Raw genomic sequence first — 21602 nt, 5'->3', positions numbered from 1 at the left:
AGCGGGGGCAATGCGATGTGGGGCGGACGTTTCGCCGAAGGCCCTAGCGCGATCATGCGCGAAATCAATGCCTCGATCCCGTTCGACAAGGCGCTGTGGCGGCAGGACATCGCCGCATCCGAGGCGCACGTCGCGATGCTTGCCGCACAGGGCATCGTCTCGGCCGAGGATGCGCGCGCGATCAGCGACGGGCTCGCCGAGATCGCCGCCGAATACGAACGCGAAGGCGTGCCCGAGGACTGGGACCTCGAGGACATCCACATGACGATCGAGGCGCGGCTGGCCGAGCTGATCGGGCCGGCTGCCGGGCGCCTCCACACCGCGCGCAGCCGCAACGACCAGGTGGCGACCGATTTCCGCCTGTGGGTGCGCGAGGCGATCGACCAGATGGACGAAGGCCTCGCCGCCTTGCAGCGCGCGCTCGTCACCCGCGCGGGCGAACACGCAGGCGACATCATGCCCGGTTTCACCCATCTCCAGACCGCCCAGCCGGTGACTCTGGGCCACCACCTGATGGCCTATTACGAAATGGTCCGGCGCGACCGGTCGCGCCTTGCGGATGCGCGCGCGCGATTGAACGAATGCCCGCTGGGATCGGCCGCGCTCGCGGGGACAGGCTTTCCGATCGACCGCTTCATCACCAGCGAGGCGCTGGGTTTCGAGAGGCCGACCGCCAATTCGCTCGATGCCGTCTCCGACCGGGATTTCGCGCTCGATTACCTCTTCGCTGCGAGCACCTGCGCCATGCACCTTTCGCGCCTGGCCGAGGAACTGGTGCTGTGGGCGAGCCAGCCTTTCGGCTTCGTACGGTTGCCGGACAGCCTTTCGACGGGCTCTTCGATCATGCCGCAGAAGAAGAACCCGGATGCCGCCGAACTGGTGCGCGGTCATGCGGGCCGGGTGATCGGCTGCGCGACCGCGCTGATGGTGACGATGAAGGGCCTGCCGCTCGCCTATTCCAAGGACATGCAGGACGACAAGCCGCCGGTCTTCGAGGCCGCTTCCTTGATGGCGCTTTCGATCGCGGCAACGACCGGCATGATCGCCGATGCCACTTTCATGACTGCGCGCATGCGGCATGCGGCCGAGATGGGCTATGCCACCGCGACCGACCTTGCCGACTGGCTGGTGCGCGAGGCGAACATTCCCTTCCGCGAGGCGCACCACATTACCGGCGCGGTCGTCAAGCTCGCGGACAGTCGCGGCGCGGCACTGGACGAGCTTTCGCTCGAAGATCTGCAGGCTATCGACGCGCGGATCGACGGGCGCGTGTTCGAGGCGCTGTCGGTCGATGCCTCCGTCGCTGCGCGCATGAGCCATGGCGGCACCGCGCCCGCCGAAGTGCGGCGGCAGGTCGAGCGGGCGCGCTGTGCGCTCGGCATGGCGGCAGGCGAGGAGGCGGGCGAATGACCGGCAGGACGCGGAAAATCGTTTTCGTGCTGCTCGCCGCAGCTCTCGGCGCGTGCGGGGCGCGTGCACCGCTGGCCCCGCCGCCGGGCGAAAGCCTGCCGCCCGCTCCTTATGGTGCGCCCGGTCCGCCCGATGCCGAGGAATTGCTCAAACTCGATGCCCTTGCCGCTCCCGAACGCTCGGTCGAACTGCGCCGCCGTTCGGAAGAACGCGAGGACGACCCCTTCGACCTTCCCCCCGAATAGACCCCTTCCAGGCCACAGGACCCATGGACCATTTCGAATATCGCAGCGGTGTCATGTACGCCGAGGACATTCCCCTGCCGCGCATTGCCGAAGAGGTGGGCACGCCCGTCTACGTCTATTCGCGCGCCACGCTCGAGAGGCATGCGCGCGTCTTCCGCGAGGCGCTGGAGGGCGTGCCGGACAAGCTGATCGCCTTCGCGGTCAAGGCCAATCCCAACCTCGCCGTGCTCAAGGTGCTGCAGGGGCAGGGCTATGGGGCGGACGTGGTCTCGGCCGGGGAGATGCGGCGTGCGCTCGCCGCCGGGATCGCGCCCGAAAAGATCGTGTTCTCGGGCGTCGGCAAGACGGCGAGTGAGCTCGCCGCCGCGCTGGAGGCGGGGATCGGGCAGTTCAACATCGAAAGCGCAGAGGAAGGCGAGGAGCTCGCCGGCATTGCGCACGGCATGGGGCGGTGCGCGCGTTGTGCACTGCGTGTGAACCCGGATGTCGATGCGGGCACGCATGACAAGATCTCGACGGGCAAGGCGGACAACAAGTTCGGCGTGCCGATCGACCAGGCGGGCCAGATCTTCGGCCAACTGGCGAGCCTTCCGGGTGTCGAAATGCGCGGGATCGCGGTTCATATCGGCAGCCAGCTGGCCGATCTCGCCCCGCTCGAACGCGCTTTCGGCAAGCTCGGCGAGCTGGTCGAGGCCCTGCGCGGGGCGGGGCATACCATCACCCATGTCGATCTGGGCGGCGGTCTCGGCGTGCCCTACAGGCGCGGCGAGGAGCTGCCGAGCCCGGCCGAATACGGCGAAATGGTCGCAAGGGTGACGAAGGATTGGGGCGTGACCCTGATTTTCGAGCCGGGCCGGGTGATCGCGGGTAATGCGGGTGTGCTGCTGACCCGCGTCGTGCGGGTGAAGCGCGGGCTCAACCATCCCTTCGTGATCGTCGATGCGGCGATGAACGACCTTGCGCGGCCCGCCCTTTACGGAGCCTATCACGATTTCGTCGCGGTCGAACCTACGGGCGAGAGCATGACGGGCAACATCGTCGGCCCGATCTGCGAAACCGGCGACACCTTCGCCATGGGGCGCGACTGCGACCGGCTGGCCGCCGGCGATCTCGCAGTGTTCCGAACCGCAGGTGCCTACGGGGCGACCATGGCATCGAGCTACAATTCACGGGGTTTCGTTGCGGAAGTGCTGGCCGACGGGGACCGTTATGCGGTCGTTGCGGACCGTATCGAGGCGAGCGCGATCATGGACGCCGAACGCGTGCCGGAATGGCTGTGAGCGCGCGCGCCTGACATGCCCGAACTCGCCAGTCTCCCGCTGTTCCACCGGGTCGCGGGCCAGCCCGTGCTGGTGCTCGGCGACGGGCCGGCAGCCGAGGCGAAGCGGCGGTTGGTCGAACGTGCGGGCGGGAGGATCGCCACCGAGATGCAGGGCGCGATCGACGAAGGTGTGCGACTCGCTTTTGTCGCGTTCGAGGATGCGAAGGCGTGCGAGGTGGCGGCGATCAACCTGCGTTGCGCGGGTATGCTGGTGAATGTCGTCGACCGGCCGGACCTGTGCGATTTCACCACGCCGAGCGTGCTCGACCGAAACCCGCTGCTCATCGCGATCGGGACCGGCGGCGCATCGGCGGGGCTCGCCAAGCATGTCCGCTTAAGGCTCGAACGCCTGCTCCCGGCCTCGTTGGGCCGTCTCGCCGAGGGGCTTTTCGCTGCGCGCCCGCGACTTCGCGAACGCTTTCCCGACGGGACCGAGCGGCGCCGGGCGATCGATGCGGCTCTCGGCGAAGGCGGCACGCTGGACCCGCTCGATCCCGCCTCCCACGAGCGGGTCGCGGATTGGGTCGAAGGGGTCGCGGAGACAAAGCCACCCTTCGCGGTCGAATTCGAGATCCACAGCGACGACCCCGAGGATCTCACTCTCAGGCAGGCCCGTCTGCTTGGCGAAGCCGACCGGGTCTGCGCCGATGCGACCGTATCCCCAGCCATCCTTGCGCGGGCGCGGGCCGATGCGCAGCGCGTGACCTGTGACGGCGTTTCCTGCCTGGCGAATGGCAGGCCGGCTTGCATGGCTGACGTCTCGGGATCGGAAGGCGGCGGGCTTACGGTCATCCTGCGCCGCGAAAATGCCGCGGGCTAGGCCGCCTCGGCGAGCGGCACCTCGATTTCGGCGAAATAGCGGGCCATCGCCTCGAGAGCGCTCTCGGACAGGGCGATAAAGGCGCGGCGGCGATCGGTTTCGTCCGCGATCCGCCGGAAGATGCCCGTATCGACCATCTGCTTCAGCCAGCGCAGCGCCGTCGTCGCAGGCACTTCGGCCGCGATGCACAGGGAAGTGACCGAGACCTGCCGGCCTTCGCCATGGGCGGCGACGAGATCGAGCAGCATGTCCCAGGCCGGATCGGCGAACAGCGCCGCGTCGAAGAAGCGCGAGCGCGCCCGCCTCGCAGCGATGAGCTTTCGCACCATGCGCGGGTCGGGCAGGGGAGGGTGTTGCGAATCGTAAAGCCGCGCCGGGCTCGAAGGCTGGCGTGCGGCCGCATCCGATGCGGAGCGTGCTGCCGGACCGGACAGGGCCTGTCCCTGCGGGGCGAACCCGGCAGCGCTGCCCGAAAGGCCTTCGAGCTTGCTCGCGATCGCTTCGACCTGCTGCGACAGGCGCAGCAGGCTGAGACGATCTTCTTCGGTCAACTCGCGCACGCGCGGATCGGCGATGTCGGCCATGGCGCGTCCGACCGCAACGATCCGGTCCGCCCGGCTCGGCGTGACGAGGATCTGCGGTTCGCACTGATCGAGCGCGGCGAAGACATCATCGAGCGCTTGCATCGACGTGGAGACGATCAACCGCGCCCCCGACTGGGCAACGCGCATGTCGAGCCGGGTCAGCGCGGCAAGGTGTCGTGCCTCCACATCGGGGCAATCGACCAGCACGACATCGCCCATCAATGCGATCGGCCCGTCGATGAGCCCGCCCAGCGCGCCGGCGTCGATCGTGCGGAAACCGGCCCCGGCAAGGTCGCCGAGCATTTCCGCGCGTCGCGGCGAACCATCGGCGAAAACGGCGATGCGAGAGGGAAGTCCGGCGGCATCGCTTGCCGGGTCGTAGGTGAAATCGCTCGCACTCATTCGAATCGCCCTTTCGCTTGGTGAGAACGAGAGTAGAACAAAGGGCGATCAAGTCAAGTCCGACAGTTCTTTCATCAGGATGTAAGGTCTCGGTTCATGGGCGGATCTCGATCGGTGTCCCGTCGGGAACGAGCCGCCATAGTTCCTCGATCTCGGCATTGGAGAGTGCGATGCAGCCGTCGGTCCAGTCGCCCTGAAGCGGCGGTCCCGGATAGCCGTTGGGCTGGCCGTGGATGAAGATATTGCCCCCCGGCGAACGCCCGAGGCTCGCGGCATAGGCGCGGTCGCGCTCATCGGGGTAGGAGATGCGCAGGCTGAGATGATAGCGGCTGTTCGGGTTGCGCCAGTCGATGGTGTAGGTCCCCTCCGGCGTGCGTTCATCGCCTTCGAACCTTTTGTGTCCCATCGGCGCGTCACCGAAAGCGAGGTCCCGGTAGGCGCGGATCGGCCGGCCATTGTTATAGGCGACCATCAGCCGCTCGGACTTGTCGACCAGCAGGTAGTCGGCGACCAGCCTCCGGCCTGAGGGCAATTCACGCGAGGCCGGCCCCCTCATGCCCGGTCGCATATCCGAAACCCCGTCGCCCGGAGCGCGCACAATCTCCTCCGGCGGCCCGGCACAGGCGGAGAGGGCGAACAGCAGGAAAGCGGCGAGAAGGCGGTGCGTCACGCCTGAAGCATACAGGCGCACCGGTTACCGGACAATTGCGCGGGCCCTGCGGCCGCGCCCGTGCCTCAATCCTCGAACGGGTCGCGCACGAGGATCGTGTCGTCGCGTTCGGGACTGGTCGAAACCAGCGCGACGGGACATTCGATCAGCTCCTGCACGCGCTGGATATACTTGATCGCATTGGCCGGCAGGTCGGCAAAGCTGCGCGCGCCCGCGGTCGATTCGCGCCAGCCCTCCATCTCTTCGTAGATCGGCTCCACCGCCGCCTGTTCCCCGGCATGGCTGGGCAGGTAATCATAGACATTGCCGCGCAAGCGGTAACCGGTGCAGATCTTCACCCTGTCCAGCCCGTCGAGCACGTCGATCTTGGTCAGTGCGATGCCCGTCACCCCGCTGATGGCGCAGGTCTGGCGGACCAGTACCGCGTCGAACCAGCCCACGCGGCGCTGGCGCCCGGTGACCGTGCCGAATTCATGGCCCCGCTCGCCCAGCGCCTTGCCGGTTTCGTCATCGAGTTCGGTCGGAAAGGGGCCGGAGCCCACGCGCGTGGTGTAGGCCTTGACGATGCCGAGCACGAAGCCCGTCGCATTCGGCCCGAGCCCGCTGCCGCTCGCCGCCGTGCCGCTGACCGTGTTCGAGCTGGTGACGAAGGGATAGGTGCCGTGATCGACATCGAGCAGCACGCCCTGCGCGCCTTCGAACAGCACCTTGGCCCCGGCCTTGCGCACCTTTTTCAGCCGTTTCCACACCGGCTGCGCGAAACGCAGCACGAAAGGCGCGACGTCGCGCAGTTGCTCGAGCAGCGCCGCGCGATCGACCGGCGGTTGGTCGAACCCGGCGCGCAGCGCATCGTGATGCGCGCAAAGCCGGTCGAGCTGCGGCTCCAGCGTATCCAGATGGGCGAGGTCGCACACCCGGATCGCGCGCCGGCCCACCTTGTCCTCGTAAGCGGGGCCGATGCCGCGCCCTGTCGTGCCGATCTTGCCCTTGCCCGCCGCGCCTTCGCGCAGCGCGTCGAGATCGCGGTGCAGCGGCAGGATCAGCGGGCAATTGTCGGCCACGGCCAGGTTGTCGTCATTGATCGTAACGCCCTGGGCCTCGAGCTTTTCGACCTCCTCGCGCAGGGCCCAGGGATCGAGCACCACGCCATTGCCGATCAGGCTCGTCGTCCCCGAGACGATGCCGGACGGCAGCAGGGAAAGCTTGTATGTCGTCCCGTCGATGACGAGCGTGTGGCCGGCATTGTGGCCGCCCTGGAAGCGCACCACGGCATCGGCGCGGCTCGCCAGCCAGTCGACGATCTTGCCCTTGCCTTCATCGCCCCACTGGGCGCCGATCACGGTGACGTTGGCCATGTGTGTCCTTTGCGAGTCTTCGCCGCGCTCGCCTGTCGGCCGCGCAAACCGGGCGGGGTTAGGCGCTTGCACGGTGCGGGGCAAGCGCCTCGCGCCGGGTTACGGACATGCTTGCCCTTGCGGTGGCGCGCGAGCCGGGCGAAGGGTCGGGCGGCGCGTGCGTTCACCTTTCATCGAACGCAAGGAAAGGGGATTTCTCATGAACCGACAACAAGCCATCGCCGTCCTTGTCGCGGGCTGTCTGGCTGCGACGCCCGTTCTCGCCCAGCAAAGGCAGGGTGAGCGCCTGTCGCAGGATTGCCGCGAGGAACTGATCACGCTGTGCTGGGAGACGGATGAGGCCGACCGCGCGGCTTTCCGCGCCTGCCTGCGCGAGCGCCGGGCGGAGATTTCCGACAGCTGCACCGCCGAACTGCGCGAACGGATGCGCGGGCGCGGGCGCTCCGGACGCCTCGAAAGCCGCCCGGAAGGCCTGCGCCCGACCGCGCGGCCCGCGCGCACCGTGCTCTATGGCGAAGATCCTCGCCAGCAGGTCGATGTCTACGAGCCGGCGACGGCCATCGACCCGCTGCCGATGGTGGTCTTCATCCATGGCGGCGGCTGGCGGGCGGGCAACCACAAGCGTGTGCAGGTAAAGCCCGCCCACCTCAATGCGCAGGGCTATTACTTCGCCTCGAGCGGATACCGCCTGGTGCCGAACGTGACGGTGAGGCAGCAGGCCGAGGATATCGGAGCGGCGCTGCGCGCGCTGGTCGGGCAGGCCGAGGCGATCGGTTTCGATGCGGACCGGATCGTGCTGATGGGTCACAGCGCGGGCGCGCATCTTGCCGCGCTGGTCGCGACCGATCCGCAATATGCGGGCGATGCGTTCGAGGCGATCCGCGGCGTCGTCATGCTCGACGGGGCGGGATATGACGTGAAGGCGCAGATGGCCTCGGCGGGGCCGCAGATCTGGCAGATCTACTACAACGCCTTCACCACGGACGAGGCGATGCAGGAGGCACTGTCACCTGTAACCCATGTCGGCGGGCGCGATGCGCCGCACTGGCTGGCGCTCTACGTCGCGGACCGCGAGGCGTCGGCGGCGCAGTCAGACATGCTCACCGAGCGCCTGCGTGCGGCGGGTGTGGAGGCGGAGGCGGTGGCAGTCGAAGGGACCGACCACGGGCGGATGAACCGCGAACTTGGGACCGAGGCGGGCGAGGCGCAGACGCGGGCGGTGGATGCGTTCCTGGCGCAGGTGCTGGGGTAGCGGCCCGGAGACAGAAGCCGGAACGTCCGGTTACGACCCCGTTATAGCCACTTGCGACTTGGCATGCGGGTTGTCCCAAGCCTTGACAATCGACTGCCATTCCTTTCCCTCTGCTCAATCCGGGGGGTGAAACAAAAAACGGGGCGTCCGCCTTTCGGCCAAAAGGATGGCGATGACCGCCATTCTTCAACGAAAGGAATTCGCATGAACAAGACCTTGTTTGCGGCGGGAGCTGCTCTTTCGGCTTTGCTGTTTACCCCTTCGGCTGTGGCTGCTCAGGATCAATGGCCGGTGGAGCCTGCCGAGTATGTCGAGGTGAGCGCGATACACATCGATGATGGTTTCGAACTTAAGTACATGAACCATCTGGCCAATATGTGGCGCAAGAGCATGGAGTTTCGTGTCGAGAAGGGTTGGATCGAAGGATATGAGATCCTGCGGAACATCCATGCCCGAGCAGGAGAGCCTGACCTTTATCTGCTGACACGCTTTACCAAGATGGTCTCACCTGAGGAAGGCCGAGCACGGGCCAAGGAGTGGCGCGCTTTTAACGAAGCGACAACAGAGGAAATGCAGGAGGCTTCGGCTGGGCGCGCAGAATATCGGACGCTTGGCAGCACGATGATGCTGCGGCGGCTCGTCTGGGACGACTAACCGGTCCTGCGGCTCGAGATGACCGCATTTCAAACTTGAGTATCGTTGGGGGGCGAACGGATCGCCGGTGTACGCAACTGGTTCCGTCCGCACCCCACTCACAAGCGGCCACTAAAACCGACGCGCCTCGATCTCTCACACCACCGCCGTAACGTCGATCTCCACCATCAGTTCAGGCAGCGCCAGCCCCTTGACCTCGACCGTCGTGTCGGCGGGGTAAGGCGGTGTGAAGTATTTCTGCCGCGCCTCCACGATCTTCGGGAAATGCGCCATGTCGGTCATGTAGATCACGACCTTGACCACTTTCGACAGGTCGCTCCCCGCCGCGGCCAGAACGCGCTCGATATTGGCGAAGGTCCGGGCCAGCTGGGCGTCGAAATCGCTCTCGCCCACGATGGTCCCGTCCTCGCCGATGCTTGCCTGGCCGGAGCAAAGGACGAGGTCGCCCACCCGCCATGCAGGGGCGATGAAATAGGGCGCGAGCGGGTCGTTTTCGAGCGCGACGGGGGTGGCTTTCCCGGTCATTGCGATGCCTCCAGTTCTTTGGGCGTCTCGCCTTCGAGCACATGGGTGCAGCCCAGCGCGCCGGGGTCTTCACCTTCGCCCAGCTGTGCGAGCGTGCGCCAGCCTTCGGCGCGCAGCCTTGCCGCTGTCCCGGCATCATGGCCGAGCGGGAGATAGGCCACCCGCCCGCCTTCCGCTTCCGGAGCGGCCTCGGCGAGATGGTCGACATAGAGCGAGAAACCCGTTGCGGCTTCCTCGCTCCCGCCGATGCGATAGGTCCCGCCGCGCCCGGCCGCGCCGCGCAGGGCATCGCAATAGAGCGTGAAACCGAACCAGCTCTGATATTCGAAGCCGTAGCGTTCGGTCGGGTCGAGAGTCAGGCGCACGTCCTCGCCATGGGCTGCGGCGATGCGTCCGGCGATTGCCTCGAGCCCGTCGAGCCGGGTGGAAAGCGCCCCGCGGGCATCGTAATCGCGCAGTTCCGCAAGCGCGCTGTCGAACGGGCCCGTTGCGTAAAGCAGCGGGAGATAGGTCGCACCGCCGACGGCCCTGAGACCGCCCGCATCCTTGGTGTCGAGCTCGCGCCGCACCGCCGCGATATGGTCGGGATCGGTGTCGCCATCCCGCGCGGCGAGCGTATCGACCAGGTCGGGCAGCGTGAAATCGACGCTGATCCCCGAAAGGCCCGCCGCCTGCAGCGCTTCGATGGCGACCATCACGACCTCGCTCGCCGCGGCAATCGTATCCGCCCCGACGAGTTCGGCGCCCAGCTGCAGCCGCTCGCGCGCCGGGTCGAGCTGGCTCGCCCGGATCAGGGCTGTGTCCCCGCAATAGGCGAGGCGCAGCGGGCGGGGGGCATCGCGCATGCTCGTCGCCGCGATGCGCCCGACCTGCGGGGTGATATCGGAGCGCAGGGCAAGCGTCCGCAGGCTGGCCGGATCGACGAAGCGGAACATGGCCTGCGTGCGCAGCCCCCGCATCCGGCTCGCCAGCGAACGTTCGAATTCGAGCAGCGGCGGGCGCACCCGGTCATAGCCATGCTGGTGCAGCACCTCGAGGCAGGCGCGCATGGCGTGGGTGATCCGCGCGGCGGAAGCGGGCAGGCGGTCCTCGAGCCCTTCGGGCAGCAGGTCGGTCGGTCGGGTCATCGCTCTCTGTCGTCGTCCACGGCGGACTTTGGCCGGCGCAGGCCGGGATCCAGCCTGCGCCGCGTGTGGATCCCGGCCTTCGCCGGGGTGACGATGAAATTCAAGGGCGATGGCTCAGAACGAAAGCGCCTTGACCAGCTTTACCCCCTCGAGGCGCTCAGCCTCGGCCATGATTTCCGTGCCGGGATGCTCGTCGAGGCTGAGCAGCAGCACCGCCTCGCCCCCCGCATCGCGGCGGCCGAGATTGAACGTGCCGATATTGATCCCGTGGCCGCCCAGCATGGTCCCGATCCGGCCGATGAAGCCGGGCTTGTCGTCATTGACTACGTAAAGCATGTCGCCGTCGAGTTCGGCCTCGATCCCGATCCCGAAGATTTCGACCAGGCGCGGGGATTGGGTTCCGAACAGCGTGCCCGCGACCGAGCGCGGACCGGACGAGGTTTCGACCGTGACCCGGATCAGCGTGCTGAACGCGCCTTCGCGGTCGTGGCGGATCTCGGACACGTCGAGCCCGCGTTCCTTGGCGAGATAGGGCGCGTTGACCATGTTCACCGTGTCGGAATAGCGCCGCATGAAGCCCGCCAGCACCGCGCCGGTGATCGGCTTACCGTTGAGCTCGGAGGCCGCGCCTTCGCGTTCGATGCTGATCTTGGTCAGGCTGCCATGGGCGAGCTGGCCGACAAGGCTGCCGAGTTTTTGCGCGAGTGCCATGTAGGGGCGCAGCTTGGGCGCTTCCTCCGCGGAAAGCGAAGGCATGTTGAGCGCATTGGTGACGCCGCCATTGACGAGATAATCGCTCATCTGTTCGGCCACCTGCAGCGCGACGTTCACCTGCGCTTCGGTGGTCGACGCGCCGAGATGCGGCGTGCAGATGAAATTGGGCGCATCGAACAGCGGATTGTCGGTGGCCGGTTCCTCCGCGAACACGTCGAGCGCCGCGCCTGCGACCTGCCCGCTTTCAAGGCAGTCCTTGAGCGCGACCTCGTCGATCAGCCCGCCGCGCGCGCAATTGACGATGCGAATGCCGGGCTTCGCCTTCTCCAGCCGCTCACGACTGAGGATATTGCGCGTCTCGTCGGTCAGCGGCGTGTGCAGCGTCACGAAGTCGGCCCGGGCGAGCAGCGTGTCGAGATCGACCTTTTCGATGCCCAGCTCGATTGCGCGGTCCTCGGTCAGAAAGGGATCGTAGGCGATCACCTTCATGCGCAGCCCCTGCGCGCGCGAGGCGACGATCGAACCGATATTGCCGGCCCCGATCAGGCCGAGCGTCTTGGCCGTGACCTCGACCCCCATGAAATCCTTTTTCGGCCATTCGCCCGCCTTGGTGCGGGTGTTGGCCTCGGGGATCTGGCGAGCCAGCGCCATCATCATGGCGATGGCGTGTTCGGCGGTGGTGATCGAATTGCCGAACGGCGTGTTCATCACCACCACGCCCTTGCCGCTGGCATAGGGGATATCGACATTGTCGACGCCGATCCCGGCGCGGCCGATAACTTTCAGGTTCGTCGCGGCGTCGAGAATTTCAGGCGTGACCTTGGTGGAGGAACGGATCGCGAGACCGTGATAGTCGCCGATCACGGCCTTGAGTTCATCCGGGCTCATGCCGGGCTTCACATCGACGTCGCAGCCGCGCTCTTCGAAGATGCGTGCGGCGTTGGAGTCCATCTTGTCGGAAATCAGTACCTTGGGCTTGCTCATGGGAAAATTCCAATCCTGCGGGTCCCCGCGCAGGCGGGGCCTCTGGCGGCAGTGGGGAAAGCATGGGGAATGAGGCCCCGCCTGCGCGGGGGCTCACCCGTAAGAATGGCTCAGGCCGCGCCCTTGACGGTGGCGTAGGCCCATTCGATCCACGGCAGCAGGCGCTTGATGTCCTCCTGCTCGACCGTGCCGCCGCACCAGATGCGCAAGGAGGGCGGTGCATCGCGATAGCCGTTGAAATCGTACCCGACATTGCGCTCTTCGAGCAGCTTGACGATTTTCTTCGGCACGGCGGCCTTGTCCTCGTCAGTCAGGCTGTCGTACCACTCGCCCTGGAAGACCATGCACACGCCGGTATTGGTGCGCAGGGCGGGATCATCCACCATGTTGCGCAGCCACGGCGTCGCCTCGATCCAGTCGTGGAGGATCGTCGCATTGGCATCGGCGCGTTCGATCATCGCCTTGCGCCCGCCGATCGACTTCGCCCATTCGAGCGCGGCGATGTAATCCTCGGTCGCCAGAAGCGAGGGCGTGTTGATCGTCGCGCCTTCAAAGATCGCGCGGTTGAGCTTGTCGCCCTTCTTCAGGCGGAACAGCTTGGGCAGCGGCCAGGCCGGGTCGTAGCTCTCGATCCGCTCGATGGCCTTGGGGCTGAGGATCAGCATGCCGTGCTGCGCTTCGGAGCCCATCACCTTTTGCCACGAATAGGTCGTGGCATCGAGTTTCGGCCAGTCCATCTCCTGCGCGAAGATGGCGCTGGTCGCATCGTTGATGGTGATGCCTTCGCGGCCCTTTTCGAGCCAGTCGGTGTTCGGGATCTTCGCGCCGGAGGTCGTGCCGTTCCACGTGAAGACGACGTCGTTCCTCTGCGGGATCGTCGAAAGGTCGGGGATCTGGCCGTAATCGGCGGAAAGGACCTGCAGGTTCGGCAGTTTCAGCTGCTTGACCGCGTCCTGGATCCAGATGTTGCCGAAACTTTCCCACGCCGCGACCGTCGCGGGGCGCGCGGGATCGAGCATGGTCCACATCGCCGCCTCGAGCGCGCCGGTGTCGCTCGCGGGCATGATGCCGACGAGGTAATCGTCGGGAACGCCCAGCAATTCGCGGCTGAGGTCGATCGCGTATTTGAGACGGCCCTTGCCTTCGGCCGAACGGTGCGAGCGGCCGAGCGAGGCGGTCTTGAGCTTGTCGAGGGACCAGCCCGGGAATTTCACCGTCGGACCGGAGGAAAATTGCGGACGTTCGGGTTTGACGGGCGGCTCGTGCAGCAGCCCGCGTGCATATGCAGTCATGTATTCTCTCCTTGCAGAGAGCTCGCGCGGCGTTGGGACCGCGTGGCCCACGGGCGGACCTAGACGGGTTGCGCGACAAGTCAATGACGACGCGCAAAAACTTCGCCGAAGCGTTGCCCCGGCGACGTTCTGCGTTCGACTTGCCCATGTGTGTGCTTGTCGCGCTACCGCTTCGCTGCTTGAGCGAGTCCTCGTCGCGCTACCGCTTCGCTGCTTGAGCGCGGGGAGCCGCTCCCCTAAACGAACTCTCTCATGCACACCCGAGACCTCCGCATCGCCCTGTTCAGCGGCAATTACAACTACACCCGCGACGGGGCGAACCAGGCGCTCAACCGACTGGTCGGCTCGCTGCTCGAGAACGGGGCGGCGGTGCGGGTCTATTCGCCCGTGGTCGAGAAACCCGATTTCGCGCCGACCGGCGACCTTGTCGGCGTTCCCAACATACCCATGCCGGTCAAGGGGCGCGGCGAATACCGCCTGCCCACCGGGCTGGGCAGCAAGGTAAAGCGCGACCTCGAACGCTTTCGTCCCAATGTCGTGCATCTCTCCTCGCCCGATCCGGCGGGGCACGCCGCGCTGAAGTGGGCGCAGGATCACGACGTGCCGGTGCTCGCCTCGGTTCACACCCGGTTCGAGACCTATCCGCGCTATTACAAGATGGGCTTTCTCGAGCCGGTCGTCGTGCGCCTCCTGCGGCGCTTCTACAATCGCTGCGACGCTCTGGTCGCGCCGTCGCAGAGCATGATCGACGAGCTTCTCGCCATGGACATGCACGACGATATCGGCCTGTGGAGCCGCGGGGTGGACCGCACGGTCTTCGCCTCGAAGCGGCGCAACCTCGAATGGCGCCGCTCGCTCGGGCTCGCCGACGATGACGTTGCGGTCGTCTTCCTCGGGCGGCTGGTGATGGAAAAGGGGCTCGACATCTTTGCCGAGACGATCGTCCAGCTGCGCAAGCGCCAGGTTCCGCACCGCGTCCTGGTGATCGGGGACGGGCCGGCGCGCGGCTGGTTCGAGGAAGCGCTTCCGGGCGGCATCTTCGCCGGCTTCAAGACCGGGGCGGCGCTGGGCGAAGCGCTGGCCAGCGGCGACGTGTTCTTCAATCCGAGCGTGACCGAGACGTTCGGCAACGTCACGCTGGAGGCAATGGCGAGCGGGCTGCCGGTGGTGGCTGCCGGGGCGACCGGCGCCTCCAGCCTCGTCGTCGAGGGCCAGACCGGCCGGCTGGTCCCCCCCGGAGACGCGGGCGCCTATGCCGAGGCGATCGCGCCCTATTGCACCGATGCGGCCCTGCGCGCGGCCCACGGCGCGGCGGGCGAAGCGCGGGCGCGCGAATACAGCTGGGAGGCGATCAACCAGGTTGTCGCCCAGCTCTATATCCGACTGGTCGAGGATCGCCGGGCGCTGCAGGAGCAAGAGGCGGCGGCGTAACCGCGCTCGGCCTCGCCCGGAGCACGCCGTTACGCTTCGGACCGAACCGCCGATCAGGTCAGCACGCCCGCCTTCGCCATCCACCTTGCATAGAGCCATTGCCCGATGATCGTTGAGAAGATCACCGCATTGAAGCCCCAGAAGAACACGCCCGCGCTTAGCCCCTCGAGGGGCGCGACAAGCTGGTAGACAACACCGAAAACGAATCCGATCGCCGAAAGCGCGAAGGCCAGCCCGGCGAAGCGGCTCCGCAGCAGGAGAAGCACCGATCCCGCCACCGCGCCCCACACGCCGAAGCCATAGGCGATGTCGGCCCACAGCGGGTAATTGGCGAAATAGTCGCTCACCACCTCGGGTGTGGTTCCGAGCATCTCGGCCTGCTGGGCGAAGAATTCGGGGCTCGCCTGTTTGACCTCCAGGTAGTTCGCCGCCCCGCCGCCGCCATTCCAGAGCAGGCCGATCACGCCCACGACCCACACGTGCCACGGCGTTCTTGCGCGTGCGCCATTTCCCACGATCCTATCGGCCATTGCCAAGCCTCCCCTTCCCCCCGAGGCGCGACCCAATGCGGAAGGTTAGTCCGGGCAGGCCAGCGCGGCAATCGCCTTTGCCGACGAACGGCGCCCGCGCTTCTGCCAAGGATGGCGGGCAAGGCGGCGCTGGTCAGAGCCGCTCGATGCGCTTGGCGACCTCGTCGATGATATCGACGATCTCTTCCAACGCCGCCTTGTCGAGCCCTCCGCTTGTCGCCTTGTTGCGCAGGACATTGGCAAGATTGCCGAGCGCCCGCATCAGGTCGGGCGAGCGGGTCTTTTCCGCGCGGCTGCCCTGTTCATCGAGCCGCCCCATCAGCGTATCGACCTCGTCCTTGCGCTCTTCGAGTTCGGCGCGGCCTTCATCGGTCGCCTCGAAAGGCTTCTTCGCCCCTTCCGCTTCGGCCTCTTCGATCTTGCCCTCGTCGGCAAGCAATTGCAGCGTGGGATAGACCGCGCCGGGGCTGGGCGCATAGGTGCCGCCGGTCATGTCCTCGATCGCCTTGATCAGTTCGTAGCCGTGGCGCGGCTGCTCGGCGATGAGCGCGAGCAGGGCGAGGCGCAATTCGCCGGTTGCGAACATGCGCCGCCGACGACGGCGCCGACGCCCGCCGCCACCGCCGGGTCCCCATTCCTCGCTCCAGTCGGCGTTCCAGTCCGCGTCCCATTTGCCCCGGCGCCCGCCGGCCGCGGCCATGGCCATGAGCGGGGCGTAGAACTGCCACGCCGAACCGCGCCGCGGGTGGCGACCATATCCGAATCCTGTCATCTTCTCCTCCTTTTTCGACAGCATCAAGATATATCGTGAATGGTTCTATGCAAGCGTGCCGTGGCATTTTCCGACCGAGAGCTTATGTCGCCGGACGAATGGCAGACCTGTTTGGAGACAACACACCGCCGTCCCCGCCGCGCGGCATTACCGACGGCCCGGAGCGCGACGACGCACCGCTGGCGGAGCGCCTGCGCCCGCGCGTCCTCGGCGAGGTCATCGGGCAGGAGCATCTGACCGGTCCCGAAGGTGCGATCGGGCGGATGGTCGCAGCCGGAAGGCTCGCCAGCATGGTGTTGTGGGGCCCGCCGGGAACGGGCAAGACGAGCATCGCCCGACTGCTGGCCGATGCGGTGGGGATGCGCTTCGTCTCGATCAGCGCGGTCTTTTCAGGTGTCGCCGACCTCAAGAAAGCCTTCGCCGAAGCGGACCGGATGGCCGAGGCTGGGCGCAAAACCCTGCTTTTCGTGGACGAGATTCACCGTTTCAACCGGGCCCAGCAGGATGGATTCCTGCCCTATGTCGAGCGCGGCACAGTGACGCTGGTCGGCGCGACGACCGAGAATCCCAGCTTCGCCCTCAATGCCGCGCTCCTGTCGCGCGCCCAGGTCCTGATCCTCGAGCGGCTGGGCCACGAAGCGCTCGGCAGGCTGCTGGCACGGGCCGAAGCGGCGGAAGGCCCCTTGCCGCTCACCGACGAAGCGCGCGCCGCCCTGATCGCGAGCGCCGACGGCGACGGGCGTTTCCTGCTGGGACAGGCGGAAACGCTCTACAATGCCGGGCTTGCCGAGCCGCTTGGCTCCGGCGAACTCGGCGCGTTCCTCCAGCGCCGGGTGGCGGTCTATGACAAGGACCGCGACGGGCATTACAATCTCATCAGCGCGCTCCATAAATCCCTGCGCGGCAGCGACCCGCAGGCCGCGCTCTATTACCTCGCACGGATGCTGACCGCCGGCGAGGAGCCGCTTTATGTCCTGCGCCGCCTCGTGCGCTTCGCCAGCGAGGATATCGGTCTTGCCGACCCGCAGGCGCTTACCCAGTGCCTTGCCGCGACGGATGCTTACCGGTTTCTCGGCAGCCCCGAAGGCGAGCTCGCCATCGTGCAGGCCTGCCTCTATTGCGCCACCGCGCCCAAATCGAACGCCGCCTATGCCGCGCAGAAGGCCGCCTGGCGCAGCGCAAGGGAAACCGGCAGCCTGATGCCGCCCGCCAATATCCTCAACGCGCCGACCAGGCTGATGAAGGATATCGGATACGGCGAAGGCTATTCCTACGACCACAACGCCGAAGAAGGCTTTTCCGGCGACGATTACTGGCCCGAGGCAATGGCGCCGCAGGAATTCTACACCCCGGTCGATCGCGGCTTCGAGCGTGACGTGCGCGAGCGTATCGCCCACTGGAATCGCCTGCGCGAAGAGCGGCGCGGTGGCTAGGGCGTCCCCATTTCCCGGCATGGCGGGCACCTGCCTTGACGCTGCGCTCCGTCGCCCCCAGTCTCGGAATTTGGAGGAATTTCCGTTTTGACGCGATCCTTCGACCATTTCCTTGCCGTCGACTGGTCGGGCGCGGCGGGCGAGCGGCACCGCGGGATTGCGCTGGCGCTCGCCCATGCCGAGGGCGGGCCGCCGGTGCTGGCGAAACCGCCCCATGGGCGCGGCTGGTCGCGCCGGGAGGTGCTCGCACTGCTCAGGGAACTGCCGGACGAGACGCTGGTCGGCATGGATCTCGGCATTGCGCTACCCCATGCCGATTGCGGGGCCTTCTTTCCCGGATGGGAGGGTTCACCGGCCGATGCGCGCGGCCTGTGGGCGCTGGTCGACTCACTCGCCGCCGGAGACGATCACCTCGCTGCGGGCAGTTTCGTCGACCATCCCGAAATCGCCCCCTATTTCCGCCGCCATGGCGGGCGCCAGGGCGCGCATTTCGGGGCGGACGGAGCAGAACACGGGCGCGGGCGGCTGCGTGTGACCGAACATGCGCAGGCGGCAATGGGTCTCAAGCCCTATTCCAATTTCAACCTCGTCGGGGCGGCGCAGGTCGGCAAGTCCTCGCTCACCGGAATGCGGCTGCTGCACCGGCTGGCGGGGCGGGTGCCCGTCTGGCCGATCGACCCGCTGCAGCCGCGCGGCTCGGTGGTGTGCGAGATCTACACCTCGCTCGCCGCGATCGAAGCAGGCCGCAGCGCCGCGCGCGCCAAGATGCGCAGCGTCGAGGAACTGAACGCCGCGCTTGACCAGCTCGGTTCGCCGCCAGTGGCCGGGGAGGGGGCCCTTGATGACCATTCCTGCGACGCGGTCCTCACCGCCGCCTGGCTGAGGGCGGTCCACCGCGAGGAGGAACGCTGGCGCCCGCCCGGCCTCACACCCCCGATTGCCGCGACGGAAGGATGGACTTTCGGCGCGTTTTGATCCGCCTTGCCGCTTCGCTACTTGAGGGCGGGGAAGGTTTCGCATAGGGGCCTTGCCTTTCCCGGAGCCGGCTTAGCTCAGTTGGTAGAGCAGTTGATTTGTAATCATCAGGTCGCGGGTTCGATTCCTGCAGCCGGCACCACTTTTCCGGGCCTTTCGGCCTTGTCTGTGTGGCGAGTTTACAGCGGTTCGAACTTTCGGGGCGGTCTGCAAGGCGGCGACCGGGCCGATTGCAGTGAAGGTGCCCCGCGCCCCGTTGGAGCCATCCTGCGGCCCCGCCTGCACGGGGCCGCTCGGCTGCTCAGCCCCAGGGCGTGACGAGATATTTCTCGCCCGTCTTCATCTGGCGGTAGTCGCAGATCGCTTCCTTGGTCAGCATCTCTTCCAGCGTGACCTTGGTCTTGTAATGCGAGGCGAAGGTGGTGGTGAGGTTCTCGAGCACGCGCTGGCGCATCTTGACCACCGTCTCCATGCCCGCGCGCTGGAGGAAGGGCGTCAGCAGCCAGCCCGACACGGTCCATTGCAGGCCATAGGACGGGGTCAGGATGGTCGGCGCGAAATCGAGCCGGCCGTAGATGTAGACCTTCTTGTCCTGGTTGGAGCCGTAGCGGGAAAACTCGCTCATCTGCGAGGCGGCGACCTGTTCCATCGCTTTTAACACATGGTCCGCGTTCTGCCCGCCGCCGATGGGATCGAAGCCGAGATAGGCCCCGGTCTCGGCGATCGTGGCGCGCAGCTGGTCCATGAAATCATCGTCCGAAGAATTGACGACATATTGCGCGCCCTGCGACTTCAGCAGGTCAACGTGCTCCTTGCGGCGCACGATATTGACAAGCTTGATCCCGTCCTCCTGGCAGATCCGGTTCAGCATCTGGCCGAGGTTCGAGGCGGCGGCGAGGTGGACGATCGCATCGTGGCCTTCCATCCGCGCTGTCTCGACGAAGCCGAGCGAGGTCATCGGGTTGACGAAGGAGGACGCGCCTTCCTCCGCGCTGTGATCGCCCAGCGGCAGGCACATCATCGCATCGGCAATGGCGTATTGCGAGAAGGCCGTGCCCGGCACGCAGGCCACCCGCTGTCCCATCAGCGCCTTGGCCGCATCGCTATCGCCCGTGGCGACGACCGTACCCGCACCTTCATTGCCGGCCGGAAGCCGCTGGCCGTGGCGGCCCTTCTGGCCCGACAGGAATGGCTCGGGCATATCGGCCACGACCTTGCCGGGCGAATAGTCGGCATTGTCGAAATCGGCCGCACCCGTCAGGATTGCGAGATCGGAGGGATTGATCGGCGCGGCCTCCATCTTGACGAGGACCTGGTTGCCGGTGGGCTCTGGGAAGGTCTCCTCGGCCACTTCGAGCGTCAGCTTGCCGTCGGGGTCAAGCGTGGTGAAGAGCTGTTTTCCGGTCGTTGTCATGGTGTTTCCTCTCCGGTTTCGGGATAGATGGCTTCGACGAAGTAGAGGCCGTGAGGCGGGGCGTTAAGCCCCAATTCGGCGCGGTCGCGCGCGGCCAGCGCGGCGGCGATGCGGCGTTCGGGCCAGCTTCCGGCTCCGACCAGCGTGAGGCAGCCGACCATCGAGCGGACCTGGTGGTGGAGAAAGCTGCGCGCCTCGGCGCGGATGTGGATTTCGGGTCCGAATTCGCCTTCGAGCGCGCTTACGTCGAGGCGGTCCAATGTCTTGACCGGGTCCTTCGCCTGGCACTGGACCGAGCGGAAGGTGGTGAAATCGTGCCGCCCGACCAGCGCCTGCGCCGCGCGGTGCATCGCGTCTGCATCGAGTTCGGTCGCGACATGCCACGCGCGCCCCCGTCCGAGCGTCAGCGGCGCGCGGCGATTGACGATGCGGTAGAGATAGCGCCGCCCCACGCAGGAAAAGCGCGCATGCCAGTCGCCCGGCACGACCTCGCAATGCGTCACGGCGATCGGATCGGGCCGCAGGTGCGCGTTCAGCGCCTCCATAAGCCGGAAGGGGGCGATGTCCTTGGCAATGTCAACATGGCTGCGCATGGCGAGCGCGTGGACCCCGGCATCGGTTCGCCCCGCGCTGTGGAGCGTCGCTTCCTCGCCGGTGATGCGGTGAAGCGCCTCCTCGATGCTCTGCTGAACGCTGGGTCCGTGAGCCTGTCGCTGGAGGCCGTGAAAGGGCGTACCGTCGAATTCGAGAGTGAGCGCGAAGCGGGTCAAGAAAGCCGCGTCCCCGGCTCCACGGGTCGCCCGCGCAGGACGTCCTCGCGGCTCATCGCGGGCTTGCCCGCGCGCTGCAGGCGAAGCGGGCGGATCGCGCCGGACCCGCAGGCGATGGTCATGTCGCTATCGAGCACTTCGCCCGGCTCGCCCGACCCTTCCGCAAGTTCGGCGAGCAGCAGCTTGACCCGCTCCGCATTATCGTCATTCGGCCATTCGAACCATGCGCCGGGAAATGGGGCAAGGCCGCGCACCTGCCGCTCGATGGCCTCGGCGTCGCAAGTCCAGTCGATGCGGGCTTCGGCCTTGTCGATCTTGGGGGCATAGGTGGCCTGCGCGTCGTCCTGCGGCTGCGGCGGGAAGGCGGGAAGGTCGGCGAGGACATCCACCATTGCCCGCGCACCGATCTCGGCGAGTTCCCCGGTCAGCTCGCCCGTCGTCTTCCGCGCGATCGGCGTCCTGACGACATGCAGCATCGCACCCGTGTCGAGCCCCGCTTCCATCCGCATGATCGTAACGCCCGTCGCCTCGTCCCCGGCAAGCACCGCGCGGTGGATCGGCGCCGCCCCGCGCCAGCGCGGCAGGATGGAGGCGTGGATGTTGAGGCAGCCGTGAGTGGGGGCATCGAGGATCGGCTGAGGCAGGATCAGGCCATAGGCCGCAACCACCGCGACATCCGCCCCGAGCGCGGCGAATTCGGCCCGTTCCTCCGCCCCCTTCAGCGATTTCGGATGCCGCACGGAAAGGCCCCGCTCCTCCGCCTTCGCCTGGACCGGGGAGGGGCGCAGCTTCTTGCCTCGCCCGGCGCGCGCGGGCGGCTGGGTGTAGACGCGGGCGATTTCGTGACCGGCCTCATGGCAAGCCACCAGAGCCGGGACGGCGAAATCGGGCGTTCCCATGACAATGATGCGCATAATGCCGG

General features: G+C 66.9%; 21 protein-coding genes and 1 tRNA gene. 10 read left to right on the top strand and 12 right to left on the bottom strand.

Features of this window, described 5'->3' with window-relative positions; translation table 11 throughout:
• The first annotated feature begins 15 nt into the window (after positions 1–15).
• From argH to RIB52_RS05825, 4 genes are read left to right on the top strand one after another with little or no spacing between them, the layout of a single operon-like run.
• Positions 16–1410, top strand: a complete 1395-nt coding sequence (gene argH / locus RIB52_RS05840) for an argininosuccinate lyase (protein ID WP_350173897.1) — start codon at positions 16–18, stop codon at positions 1408–1410.
• A complete protein-coding gene (locus RIB52_RS05835) occupies positions 1407–1655 on the top strand; it encodes a hypothetical protein (RefSeq protein ID WP_350173853.1) in 249 nt (82 codons plus the stop codon). Before argH ends, RIB52_RS05835 begins: the two co-directional genes overlap by 4 nt.
• A gap of 23 nt (positions 1656–1678) precedes the next feature.
• Positions 1679–2935, top strand: a complete 1257-nt coding sequence (gene lysA, locus RIB52_RS05830) for a diaminopimelate decarboxylase (protein WP_350173851.1) — start codon at positions 1679–1681, stop codon at positions 2933–2935.
• Between the two features lie 15 nt (positions 2936–2950).
• A complete protein-coding gene (locus tag RIB52_RS05825; RefSeq protein ID WP_350173849.1) occupies positions 2951–3796 on the top strand; it encodes a precorrin-2 dehydrogenase/sirohydrochlorin ferrochelatase family protein in 846 nt (281 codons plus the stop codon).
• Here RIB52_RS05825 and RIB52_RS05820 read toward each other — a convergent pair.
• The 3 genes from RIB52_RS05820 to RIB52_RS05810 all read right to left on the bottom strand — a co-directional run bounded on the left by RIB52_RS05820 (position 3793) and on the right by RIB52_RS05810 (position 6807).
• On the bottom strand, positions 3793–4782 hold the full coding sequence (locus RIB52_RS05820) for a MarR family transcriptional regulator (RefSeq protein WP_350173847.1): 990 nt from the start codon (positions 4780–4782) through the stop codon (positions 3793–3795). The two genes, RIB52_RS05825 and RIB52_RS05820, sit on opposite strands and share 4 nt — an antisense overlap.
• A gap of 94 nt (positions 4783–4876) precedes the next feature.
• The gene (locus RIB52_RS05815) at positions 4877–5338 is read right to left on the bottom strand and encodes a L,D-transpeptidase family protein (RefSeq protein ID WP_502879478.1); all 462 of its coding nucleotides are present in this window, start codon (positions 5336–5338) and stop codon (positions 4877–4879) included.
• A 179-nt stretch (positions 5339–5517) separates the two neighbouring features.
• The gene (locus RIB52_RS05810) at positions 5518–6807 is read right to left on the bottom strand and encodes an adenylosuccinate synthase (protein WP_350173843.1); all 1290 of its coding nucleotides are present in this window, start codon (positions 6805–6807) and stop codon (positions 5518–5520) included.
• Positions 6808–7006: 199 nt separating this feature from the next.
• Here RIB52_RS05810 and RIB52_RS05805 point away from each other — a divergent pair, with 199 nt between their 5' ends.
• Both RIB52_RS05805 and RIB52_RS05800 read left to right on the top strand, forming a co-directional pair.
• Positions 7007–8059, top strand: a complete 1053-nt coding sequence (locus RIB52_RS05805) for an alpha/beta hydrolase (protein WP_350173841.1) — start codon at positions 7007–7009, stop codon at positions 8057–8059.
• 204 nt (positions 8060–8263) lie between these two features.
• The gene (locus RIB52_RS05800) at positions 8264–8713 is read left to right on the top strand and encodes a hypothetical protein (RefSeq protein ID WP_350173839.1); all 450 of its coding nucleotides are present in this window, start codon (positions 8264–8266) and stop codon (positions 8711–8713) included.
• 135 nt (positions 8714–8848) lie between these two features.
• Here the strand turns inward: RIB52_RS05800 and RIB52_RS05795 are convergent, their stop codons facing one another.
• From RIB52_RS05795 to RIB52_RS05780, 4 genes are all read right to left on the bottom strand, one after another.
• Positions 8849–9238, bottom strand: coding sequence for a RidA family protein (locus RIB52_RS05795; RefSeq protein WP_350173837.1), 390 nt, complete (start codon positions 9236–9238; stop codon positions 8849–8851).
• Positions 9235–10365 carry an ATP phosphoribosyltransferase regulatory subunit gene (locus RIB52_RS05790; protein ID WP_350173835.1) on the bottom strand — a complete coding sequence of 377 codons (1131 nt, stop codon included), beginning with the start codon at positions 10363–10365 and terminating at the stop codon, positions 9235–9237. The genes RIB52_RS05795 and RIB52_RS05790 overlap by 4 nt, the downstream gene beginning before the upstream one ends.
• A gap of 114 nt (positions 10366–10479) precedes the next feature.
• On the bottom strand, positions 10480–12063 hold the full coding sequence (gene serA / locus RIB52_RS05785) for a phosphoglycerate dehydrogenase (RefSeq protein WP_350173833.1): 1584 nt from the start codon (positions 12061–12063) through the stop codon (positions 10480–10482).
• A 110-nt stretch (positions 12064–12173) separates the two neighbouring features.
• The gene (locus RIB52_RS05780) at positions 12174–13355 is read right to left on the bottom strand and encodes a phosphoserine transaminase (RefSeq protein ID WP_350173831.1); all 1182 of its coding nucleotides are present in this window, start codon (positions 13353–13355) and stop codon (positions 12174–12176) included.
• A 252-nt stretch (positions 13356–13607) separates the two neighbouring features.
• Here RIB52_RS05780 and RIB52_RS05775 point away from each other — a divergent pair, with 252 nt between their 5' ends.
• A complete protein-coding gene (locus RIB52_RS05775) occupies positions 13608–14786 on the top strand; it encodes a glycosyltransferase family 4 protein (RefSeq protein WP_350173829.1) in 1179 nt (392 codons plus the stop codon).
• 53 nt (positions 14787–14839) lie between these two features.
• Here RIB52_RS05775 and RIB52_RS05770 read toward each other — a convergent pair whose 3' ends face one another.
• Both RIB52_RS05770 and RIB52_RS05765 read right to left on the bottom strand, forming a co-directional pair.
• Entirely contained in the window at positions 14840–15316 is a 477-nt protein-coding gene (locus RIB52_RS05770; RefSeq protein ID WP_350173828.1) for a hypothetical protein, read from the bottom strand.
• A gap of 133 nt (positions 15317–15449) precedes the next feature.
• Positions 15450–16088: a PadR family transcriptional regulator gene (locus RIB52_RS05765; RefSeq protein WP_350173826.1), complete on the bottom strand. Its 639-nt coding sequence runs from the start codon at positions 16086–16088 to the stop codon at positions 15450–15452.
• Positions 16089–16186: 98 nt separating this feature from the next.
• On the opposite strand from RIB52_RS05765, the gene RIB52_RS05760 reads away from it, so the two are divergent.
• From RIB52_RS05760 to RIB52_RS05750, 3 genes are all read left to right on the top strand, one after another.
• The gene (locus RIB52_RS05760) at positions 16187–17521 is read left to right on the top strand and encodes a replication-associated recombination protein A (protein WP_350173824.1); all 1335 of its coding nucleotides are present in this window, start codon (positions 16187–16189) and stop codon (positions 17519–17521) included.
• An 87-nt stretch (positions 17522–17608) separates the two neighbouring features.
• Positions 17609–18496, top strand: a complete 888-nt coding sequence (locus tag RIB52_RS05755; protein WP_350173822.1) for a hypothetical protein — start codon at positions 17609–17611, stop codon at positions 18494–18496.
• 66 nt (positions 18497–18562) lie between these two features.
• Positions 18563–18638, top strand: a tRNA-Thr gene (locus RIB52_RS05750).
• Between the two features lie 159 nt (positions 18639–18797).
• Here the strand turns inward: RIB52_RS05750 and RIB52_RS05745 are convergent.
• The 3 genes from RIB52_RS05745 to fmt are packed head-to-tail and all read right to left on the bottom strand — an operon-like array spanning position 18798 to position 21594.
• A complete protein-coding gene (locus RIB52_RS05745) occupies positions 18798–19910 on the bottom strand; it encodes a zinc-binding dehydrogenase (protein WP_350173820.1) in 1113 nt (370 codons plus the stop codon).
• Positions 19907–20680 carry a tRNA pseudouridine(38-40) synthase TruA gene (gene truA / locus RIB52_RS05740; protein ID WP_350173818.1) on the bottom strand — a complete coding sequence of 258 codons (774 nt, stop codon included), beginning with the start codon at positions 20678–20680 and terminating at the stop codon, positions 19907–19909. The genes RIB52_RS05745 and truA overlap by 4 nt, the downstream gene beginning before the upstream one ends.
• Positions 20677–21594 (bottom strand): methionyl-tRNA formyltransferase, encoded by a 918-nt coding sequence (gene fmt, locus RIB52_RS05735; RefSeq protein ID WP_350173816.1) that lies wholly within the window; start codon positions 21592–21594, stop codon positions 20677–20679. Before fmt ends, truA begins: the two co-directional genes overlap by 4 nt.
• Positions 21595–21602 lie beyond the last annotated feature (8 nt).

It is taken from the genome of Erythrobacter sp. (assembly GCF_040217515.1).
In the GTDB taxonomy this organism is placed as follows: Bacteria; Pseudomonadota; Alphaproteobacteria; order Sphingomonadales; family Sphingomonadaceae; genus Erythrobacter.
The sequence above is the reverse complement of the archived record's forward strand: the minus strand, read 5'-3'. Positions and strand labels throughout refer to the sequence as shown.

Coding starts and splice junctions, on each gene's coding strand:
- argH (WP_350173897.1), top strand. CDS start 16: ATGTGGGGCGGACGTTTCGCCGAAGGCCCTAGCGCGATCATGCGCGAA.
- RIB52_RS05805 (WP_350173841.1), top strand. CDS start 7,007: ATGAACCGACAACAAGCCATCGCCGTCCTTGTCGCGGGCTGTCTGGCT.
- RIB52_RS05780 (WP_350173831.1), bottom strand. CDS start 13,355: ATGACTGCATATGCACGCGGGCTGCTGCACGAGCCGCCCGTCAAACCC.
- RIB52_RS05765 (WP_350173826.1), bottom strand. CDS start 16,088: ATGACAGGATTCGGATATGGTCGCCACCCGCGGCGCGGTTCGGCGTGG.
- RIB52_RS05790 (WP_350173835.1), bottom strand. CDS start 10,365: ATGACCCGACCGACCGACCTGCTGCCCGAAGGGCTCGAGGACCGCCTG.
- RIB52_RS05775 (WP_350173829.1), top strand. CDS start 13,608: ATGCACACCCGAGACCTCCGCATCGCCCTGTTCAGCGGCAATTACAAC.
- lysA (WP_350173851.1), top strand. CDS start 1,679: ATGGACCATTTCGAATATCGCAGCGGTGTCATGTACGCCGAGGACATT.
- RIB52_RS05760 (WP_350173824.1), top strand. CDS start 16,187: ATGGCAGACCTGTTTGGAGACAACACACCGCCGTCCCCGCCGCGCGGC.
- RIB52_RS05800 (WP_350173839.1), top strand. CDS start 8,264: ATGAACAAGACCTTGTTTGCGGCGGGAGCTGCTCTTTCGGCTTTGCTG.
- RIB52_RS05745 (WP_350173820.1), bottom strand. CDS start 19,910: ATGACAACGACCGGAAAACAGCTCTTCACCACGCTTGACCCCGACGGC.
- RIB52_RS05825 (WP_350173849.1), top strand. CDS start 2,951: ATGCCCGAACTCGCCAGTCTCCCGCTGTTCCACCGGGTCGCGGGCCAG.
- RIB52_RS05795 (WP_350173837.1), bottom strand. CDS start 9,238: ATGACCGGGAAAGCCACCCCCGTCGCGCTCGAAAACGACCCGCTCGCG.
- RIB52_RS05820 (WP_350173847.1), bottom strand. CDS start 4,782: ATGAGTGCGAGCGATTTCACCTACGACCCGGCAAGCGATGCCGCCGGA.
- RIB52_RS05835 (WP_350173853.1), top strand. CDS start 1,407: ATGACCGGCAGGACGCGGAAAATCGTTTTCGTGCTGCTCGCCGCAGCT.
- RIB52_RS05770 (WP_350173828.1), bottom strand. CDS start 15,316: ATGGCCGATAGGATCGTGGGAAATGGCGCACGCGCAAGAACGCCGTGG.
- RIB52_RS05810 (WP_350173843.1), bottom strand. CDS start 6,807: ATGGCCAACGTCACCGTGATCGGCGCCCAGTGGGGCGATGAAGGCAAG.
- fmt (WP_350173816.1), bottom strand. CDS start 21,594: ATGCGCATCATTGTCATGGGAACGCCCGATTTCGCCGTCCCGGCTCTG.
- RIB52_RS05815 (WP_502879478.1), bottom strand. CDS start 5,338: ATGAGGGGGCCGGCCTCGCGTGAATTGCCCTCAGGCCGGAGGCTGGTC.
- serA (WP_350173833.1), bottom strand. CDS start 12,063: ATGAGCAAGCCCAAGGTACTGATTTCCGACAAGATGGACTCCAACGCC.